At 39.9% G+C, this 6,730-nt stretch carries 10 protein-coding genes; 5 read left to right on the top strand and 5 right to left on the bottom strand.

Annotated features, from left to right (window positions below; translation table 11 throughout):
• Positions 1-23: 23 nt before the first annotated feature.
• From GPK81_RS12085 to GPK81_RS12075, 3 genes are all read right to left on the bottom strand, one after another.
• A complete protein-coding gene (locus GPK81_RS12085) occupies positions 24-398 on the bottom strand; it encodes a TnpV protein (RefSeq protein WP_015535394.1) in 375 nt (124 codons plus the stop codon).
• Positions 399-811: 413 nt separating this feature from the next.
• Positions 812-2,170: a relaxase/mobilization nuclease domain-containing protein gene (locus tag GPK81_RS12080; protein WP_027090210.1), complete on the bottom strand. Its 1,359-nt coding sequence runs from the start codon at positions 2,168-2,170 to the stop codon at positions 812-814.
• The gene (locus GPK81_RS12075; RefSeq protein WP_027090211.1) at positions 2,137-2,460 is read right to left on the bottom strand and encodes a MobC family plasmid mobilization relaxosome protein; all 324 of its coding nucleotides are present in this window, start codon (positions 2,458-2,460) and stop codon (positions 2,137-2,139) included. Before GPK81_RS12075 ends, GPK81_RS12080 begins: the two co-directional genes overlap by 34 nt.
• Positions 2,461-2,709: 249 nt before the next feature.
• On the opposite strand from GPK81_RS12075, the gene GPK81_RS12070 reads away from it, so the two are divergent.
• Positions 2,710-3,099 (top strand): MmcQ/YjbR family DNA-binding protein, encoded by a 390-nt coding sequence (locus tag GPK81_RS12070; protein WP_118198973.1) that lies wholly within the window; start codon positions 2,710-2,712, stop codon positions 3,097-3,099.
• A 57-nt stretch (positions 3,100-3,156) separates the two neighbouring features.
• Here GPK81_RS12070 and GPK81_RS12065 read toward each other — a convergent pair whose 3' ends face one another.
• Together GPK81_RS12065 and GPK81_RS12060 are read right to left on the bottom strand one after the other, a co-directional pair.
• Positions 3,157-3,357: a helix-turn-helix transcriptional regulator gene (locus tag GPK81_RS12065; protein ID WP_215653172.1), complete on the bottom strand. Its 201-nt coding sequence runs from the start codon at positions 3,355-3,357 to the stop codon at positions 3,157-3,159.
• Between the two features lie 56 nt (positions 3,358-3,413).
• The gene (locus GPK81_RS12060) at positions 3,414-4,145 is read right to left on the bottom strand and encodes an XRE family transcriptional regulator (protein ID WP_118198972.1); all 732 of its coding nucleotides are present in this window, start codon (positions 4,143-4,145) and stop codon (positions 3,414-3,416) included.
• 194 nt (positions 4,146-4,339) lie between these two features.
• Between GPK81_RS12060 and dinB the strand changes: the two genes are divergently transcribed.
• From dinB to GPK81_RS12040, 4 genes are all read left to right on the top strand, one after another.
• Positions 4,340-5,587, top strand: coding sequence for a DNA polymerase IV (gene dinB, locus GPK81_RS12055; RefSeq protein WP_118198971.1), 1,248 nt, complete (start codon positions 4,340-4,342; stop codon positions 5,585-5,587).
• Positions 5,588-5,601: 14 nt separating this feature from the next.
• Entirely contained in the window at positions 5,602-5,814 is a 213-nt protein-coding gene (locus GPK81_RS12050) for a LexA family protein (RefSeq protein ID WP_195983326.1), read from the top strand.
• Positions 5,815-5,826: 12 nt separating this feature from the next.
• Complete coding sequence (locus GPK81_RS12045) at positions 5,827-6,066, top strand: hypothetical protein (protein WP_005344271.1); 240 nt, start codon at positions 5,827-5,829, stop codon at positions 6,064-6,066.
• A gap of 250 nt (positions 6,067-6,316) precedes the next feature.
• Positions 6,317-6,730: hypothetical protein (locus GPK81_RS12040; RefSeq protein WP_215707137.1), on the top strand; the 414-nt coding region annotated here is incomplete at its 3' end.

Here is a 6,730-nt window from a genome sequence, read left to right as displayed (position 1 = left end):
TCCCCCTGCCACTAATCATCTGTTTATGCAAAAATAATTTCCTTTTCCACAATCTCCCTCGCACAAGCCCTTATGTTATTCGTTCTTCCAGTCCATTCTAAGGCGTTTTCTTCCTTTAGGCATTCCGTTATGCCCTGTGCTTGCTTCATGCCCTCTATGAGCCGTTCAAAGTGTTCCTGTGCCTGTCTGTCAATGTCGGCAAGGTAAGCATTGAGCCTGCCGCTTGTGAGAAGATTGGTGTATGTAATTTTGCGGTACTCCCGCAGATAGTCCAAGTGCCGCCGTCCGAATAAGTCTATCGACTGTTCCTTTTCGGGTGGTATGGTAAGGCAGGGTAAAATGTATTCGCCTTGCCGTTCGTATCTGCCGCCCATTTCCTCAAAGATTGATTGTACCATTTGTTTTTCCTCCAAATAAGATATTCACTCCATACTCATGTCTGCTATCATTAACACAATTTACGTTTTCTCCTTATCTGGTTTCATACATCTGTGAAAAATAAAGAAATTTCTGTGCAGATAAAAGCAACAGTGGAAAATGACAGTCAGATGTACAAACTGAAATTACATACGCTGTGGTCGCCTATGAAGAAAGATGTATGAATAGGAATTATCGGTTTTTTTGAAATGGCAAAATAAGTATGAAGATTATAAATATAGAGTGTATGGAATCAATCAAATTCATATGCTCTTTTTCTTTTTTGATTGAAATAAGTATGCGTGGACTACTTTTGGGTGCGAGTGTGATAGGGTAGCGCAAGAATAGATTAGATGGAAAGGAAGAGGCACCGTTAAGTAGGTACCTCTTCTTTTTAAAGAGCTAGCTCTTTTCCTGATACGGGAACTTGCATCTCTGGAGCATTAAGCAGTGATGTGAAATTCTGCCGAATGATATCAAGTGTCTTTTGCTTTTTCTGCAGCTCCTGTTTTTCTCGGACGGTAGCAGCCTGTTCAGATTCAAGATTTTCAATCTGCTTCTGGATTTTATTAGAGCTTGGGATTTTGGTAACGCCGAGATCCTGAAGCTCTTTTTTTAGTGAATCGTGTAGCTGGTATTCTGCCTGATGCTTGGTACGGTAAGCTTTTGGATTTTTAGCAGATTTGCAATCTTCAATCACTTTTCGGCAGAGCCGATAAGAATCACAGTGCTTTTGAATGACTTTCTGTGTGCTCAGCTCACTGTTGATTTGTGCTATTTTTTGGTCGGCAACTTTCACAGAAACTTCAATGTCAGATACATGCTGCTTGAAATCCTCATAATTCAACAGGTTATTTTCGGAAAGATAGTTAAAGGTGCGGGCTGCCTCTTTCAGATTATTGAGCTTTGCCCATCGTTCAAATCCTTCTCGATTGCCGGTCGTAACATAAGTGGAAATATTGATATACAGGCGAGCTTCTCTGGACAGATGCTTCGGAGTTTTCACTTTGTTACGATTTTTAGCCAGGCGAATGCGAACATTTTCTTCTGAATAATAGCTTCCGAGAGATTTCATATAAGTGAAGTTTTTCTGTTCAGGCGCACGGAAGGATAGGTGCTTTCCTTGGCGGATTTCGTATCCGGCTAACTGCATTTTTTGTAGAAATTCCTCATAGTTGATGGAAGTCCAGATTGCTTTATCAACTGCAACACGTAGCTTGGCTTTCCAACTGGTGCCACGATGGTATTCCATGTTCTCTTTATAGCTTTTACCTTTTTCTCCGGTTGGCATACTGGTGGCAAGTCCATTTTCATGGCAGATACGATTACTGATCCGGCAGATTTTATGGTAGCTCCGCTTATTGGAAATATATTTGTGATGATCAACAAAACTTGCTGCATTAAAGATGATGTGGTTATGAATGTGGTTTTTGTCAACATGGGTACTAATCACGTATTCATATTTTCCTTTCAGTACTTCGTCTGCAAATTGTTGCCCTAAGCGATGGGCAGTTTCGGCATCAACTTCTCCAGGTTTAAATGACTGGATCAGATGAAATGCCAGGTTATCACCTTTGTCCATTCCATTCTTTTTTGCCATTTCTCTTGTCATAGAAAATTCAAGATCTGCAGTTTCCGGGGAACAGCCAAAACTGGAAACTAACAGTTTTTCATCAGTCTTATCAGGATTCGTAATATAGTCCAGAGCTTTCTTGTCTGTTACTTTAATGGGGAAGATCTTAAGATACGCCATAATTCTTTCACCATCTCTTTCAATTCTTGCATTTCTTCCGGATATAGATCTCCGGTGCTGTTTACTTTTTTCGCAATCTGATTAATATTCACACCAATCTTATGCATTTCCTCATACTGTTTCTTCAGTGGAGTAGTATCGGTGTTGACGATGTAACCGTCGATTGCCATTTTACGAAGATAAGCTCCCATGTTTTTGGTCTTTGATTCAATCATCTTTCTGCGGATAAGCTTCCGTTCTTCTTCTGTGACATAGAAATGGATTTCTTTGCTTCTCTTTCTTTCAGCCATTGGCGTGTTCTCCTTTCTGAGAAGGTAGTAGTATCGTTGCTTTCAGCTTTTTTCAATTTAGGGCAGGGTTCCCTAAATTGGGATTTCCCGGAAGTGTATCCTCACTTCCTGTCCTTGCTGTTTTACCCCTCTATTAGCTAAAGTCAGAAGAATAAGAGAAATGCAAAAGAATTTGGCAGGTAGTATGGCATACAAAAATGTGGTATGATTAGGGGCAGGATATCAGAAGAATCAGGAGTTGAATAGATTGTGAAGAAAGAAGAAATTTTTGAATATGTGCAGAAACAGTATGGCACGATTCCGGAATATTTATGGAGTAAACTACCGGACAGTGCAGTACTTCGACATAAGAATGGGAAATGGTATGCAGTGATCATGACGGTTGAAAAATCGAAACTGGGATTAGAGGGAAATGATCTGGTTGACATCATGGATGTAAAGTGCGATCCAGAAATGACCAGCATGATTATTCAGACTTATGGATTTTTACCTGGATACCATATGAACAAGCGGCACTGGATTACGATTTTACTGGATGGTTCGTTCAGTGAAGCAAAGATACTGGACTTTTTGGATATGAGTTATGACCTGATTGATGGAGCAGGCAGAAAAGAAGAAAATGTAAGTGGTTTACAGTGATTTTTGAGCAAAAGGGAAACCGGGGATTTTACTCCTCGGTTTTTCGGCTGTTATGCTTCAGTCTTCAACTTGAAAAATATCTTCTACAGGCACTTTCAGGTAACGGGCCAGCCGGATTGCAATCTCAAGAGAGGGATTACGTTCTCCACGTTCGATGCGGCCTATAGTCTGGCTGCAGGAACCTATGGCTTCAGCCAAATCTGCTTGAATGAGATTCCGTTCTTCACGAATATCTTTTAATGTATTATTGATTGCCATTCAATCACTTCCTTTGCTTATTGTTATCAGCAGGATCATGAACCTGCTGTTGAAATCTAATGAAATCCCGGAATTTCTGCACCTTTGCATTTCCCGATTACTTTTCCAAAAATTTTAAAAGAGTCAGATTCCAAAACCTGGATAGGACGATATTTTTGATTTAAAGAGATCAGATAAACACCATCTGGCTCATCGTGTAATTCCTTGATGTAAGTATTGCCGTTGAGATAGAAGATTCCAATTTCACCATTAGCAAGAGAATCTTTTTTCTGAATCCATGCAACATCATCTGTATGATAAAGTGGCTCCATACTATCACCGGAGATCCGTACACCAAAGTCAGTCTGCTCAGGAGCAAGATGTCCTACGTCATAGGTTTCTTTTACAGAATCTTCCAGGTAATTTCCAGTACCAGCAGAAACTGGTTCCCAGGTAATTTCTACAGGATGATGGAATGGGATAATCTTTGCAGATAGTGGAGAAAACTTTTTAGAAGCTTTTAAAATATCAGCAAATTCAATCAATTTATTTCTGCCTTCTTCATTCAATCCACTCATAATGTTATAGGGGTTTTCTCCAAAGAAGGATTCATATATATCTTCGATATCAAGTAACTGGCAAAGTGTCAGGAAAACATGTAAAGCTGGTTCTCGTGCATTGGTCTCCCATTTGGAGATTGCTTTTGTAGTGACCTGAATACCTTCCTGAGAAAGCAGGTCTACCAGATCTGATTGAGAGTATCCTTTCTTTTTTCTATTTTCTGCTAATATTTCCCCGAAATCGTGCATTTGTTCGCCTCATTTCTATTTGAATTTTCTATATGCATTATACCGTATGTTAGAAATAAAATCAACAATAATCTCCGAAATGGAGAAAATACAACCAAGATGTTACTTGACTATCTCCAAAATGTCGATATATACTAAACATACAGAAATTGATAAAACATCATGTTGAAAGAAGCAGCTGGGAGGTGAAAAGTTTGAGTGAGCGTGTGATCCTGCATAGTGATATGAACTGTTTTTATGCCAGTGTAGAAATGCTGCATCATCCGGAATTTGCCGGAATGCCTCTTGCAGTTGGCGGTGATCCGGAAGCTCGGCATGGAATAGTGCTAACAGCAAATTATATTGCAAAGCGAAAAGGTGTAAAGACCGGAATGGCATTATGGCAGGCAAAACAGATTTGTCCGGAAATCATTTTTGTGCCACCACGAATGGACTTGTATTTGAGATTTTCACAGATGGCAAGAGAAATCTATTCGGAGTATACGGACAAGATCGAGCCATATGGGATTGATGAAGCCTGGCTGGATGTATCGGACAGCAGAAATCTGAAAGGAAGCGGAATGACGATTGCAAGAGAAATCAGCCATCGGATTAAATACGAACTGGGTGTAACGGTAAGTATCGGAATTTCCTGGAATAAGATTTATGCGAAACTTGGTTCAGATTACAAAAAGCCGGATGCAATCACAGAGTTTAATCGAGAAAATTATAAAGACAGGATATGGCAGCTTCCAGCATCAGATTTGCTTTATGTCGGAAGGCAGACAAATAAGAAATTGCAAAAACTTGGAATCCGGACAATCGGGCAACTTGCGGAATCAGACGAAAAGTTGTTAGAGAGCCATTTTGGAAAAATAGGAAATGTATTATGGACTTTCGCAAATGGCTGGGATGAAGATCCGGTTTGCAAGGAAGGGTATGAAGCACCAGTAAAGTCGATAGGTAATGGCACCACAACACCGAGAGATCTGGAAAATGATCTGGATGTCTGGATCATTCAAATAGCATTGGCAGAAAGTGTAGCTGCACGATTGCGGAAACATGGATTTAAATGCAAAACAGTAGAAATTACAGTTCGAGATAATGGATTGTATAGTTTTTCCAGACAGATACATTTACGACAGCCAACGAATATTACAAACGAGATTGTAACTGCAGCATTTCAGCTATTTAAAGATAATTATAAATGGGAACATCCCATTAGAAGCCTGGGAATCCGAGCTGCGGATCTTGTGTTAGATGATATTCCCGTGCAGTTGGATTTATTTGGAAATCAGGAGAAAAAGGAAAAGTTAGAGAAGCTGGATCGTACTGTAGATGAGATCAGACGACGGTTTGGTTATTTCAGTATACAGCGAGCGGCAATGTATCAAGATAAAGTCTTATCCCACTTAGACGCTGGTACGCACACGATCCATCCACACAGTTATTTTCATGGGTAATTGGAGGGATAGATTTGAAAAAAACATTAACCAGAAAACAGAAAGAAAGTTATCAGTGTCTTTTGGATTATACGAAGGAGCATGGATACCCGCCGACAGTCCGGGAATTTGGAGAGTTGATCGGGGTGAAATCAACATCATCTGCTTTTTCCAGAATCAAGCAGTTGGAGCAAAATGGATATATCCGCAGAATCCCGGCATCGCCAAGAGCAATTGAGATTTTATAGTGAGGTGTCGGCATGAACAAAGTATATGTAGATGTAGTGGCAGAGTTTCGGAAAGACGGACAGCTGGTTCCCATATTTTTTACATGGGAGGATGGAAGAAAGTATAGCATTGACAGAATTTTGAAAATCGAGCGATGCGCCAGCAGAAAGGCAGGCGGTGTAGGAATGATGTACACCTGTATGATACAAGGGCAGGAAAGCCACTTGTTTTACGAAGTGGATAAATGGTTTATGGAGAGAAAAACAGCATAAGGAGAGATTGGTATAGACGATATTATTTGGATTATTAACCGGCAGGGATAGTCACTTTCCCTTTATATTCCTGCAGGTTTTACATAAGAAGATGGATTCCGGTCAGCAAAGGCAGCTCCCACAATGCCTTTTGGATATCCGCTTCTGCAAGTTGTAGTAAGTAATTGCTTCCCATCAAAATCATGGGGAAAGCGAACTGGTCTGAAAGACCGCCAGTTAGTGTGATGATGATAAGGAGATTTTGAAACTGATGACAGACAGAGATTATGCAGTTAAATCAATGAAAGAAATTACCTTCCAGATGGCAAGTCATGCACAGGATTATCTGGAAGTTACAATCGAAAGACATTATACTGATATTAAAGAATTGATGACAAGCTATCAGAAATTGATTTTGGAAAATCAGATTGTGTTAGAAGAACTGGATATGGAATGCCAGGAGAAAATCAATGAAGATATGGCATATGCATTGAGTTATCTGAGCATTTATAACAACCAGCTGAATGTGCCAAAGATGCACCGGGAGATGAATAATCTGATGATTATTTATGGATTGTCGGACATGATCTATCGGGGAATGACTTTGGTGAAGTTCTATGCACCGAATGGTGTGATGCTCAGTGAAATCCTTCATTCCTGTTTTTGCAGTCATTATAATAAGACA

This window comes from Blautia sp. MCC283 (assembly GCF_018785565.1).
Classification (GTDB): Bacteria; Bacillota; Clostridia; order Lachnospirales; family Lachnospiraceae; genus Blautia_A.
This window is presented reverse-complemented; position numbering and strand designations above follow the sequence as displayed.

Bases quoted from the DNA above. Each gene is read 5' to 3' on its own strand.
- GPK81_RS12045 (WP_005344271.1), top strand. From the start codon at position 5,827: ATGAACAAAGTATATGTAGATGTAGTGGCAGAGTTTCGGAAAGACGGA.
- GPK81_RS12080 (WP_027090210.1), bottom strand. From the start codon at position 2,170: ATGGCGTATCTTAAGATCTTCCCCATTAAAGTAACAGACAAGAAAGCT.
- GPK81_RS12060 (WP_118198972.1), bottom strand. From the start codon at position 4,145: ATGCACGATTTCGGGGAAATATTAGCAGAAAATAGAAAAAAGAAAGGA.
- GPK81_RS12075 (WP_027090211.1), bottom strand. From the start codon at position 2,460: ATGGCTGAAAGAAAGAGAAGCAAAGAAATCCATTTCTATGTCACAGAA.
- GPK81_RS12085 (WP_015535394.1), bottom strand. From the start codon at position 398: ATGGTACAATCAATCTTTGAGGAAATGGGCGGCAGATACGAACGGCAA.
- GPK81_RS12065 (WP_215653172.1), bottom strand. From the start codon at position 3,357: ATGGCAATCAATAATACATTAAAAGATATTCGTGAAGAACGGAATCTC.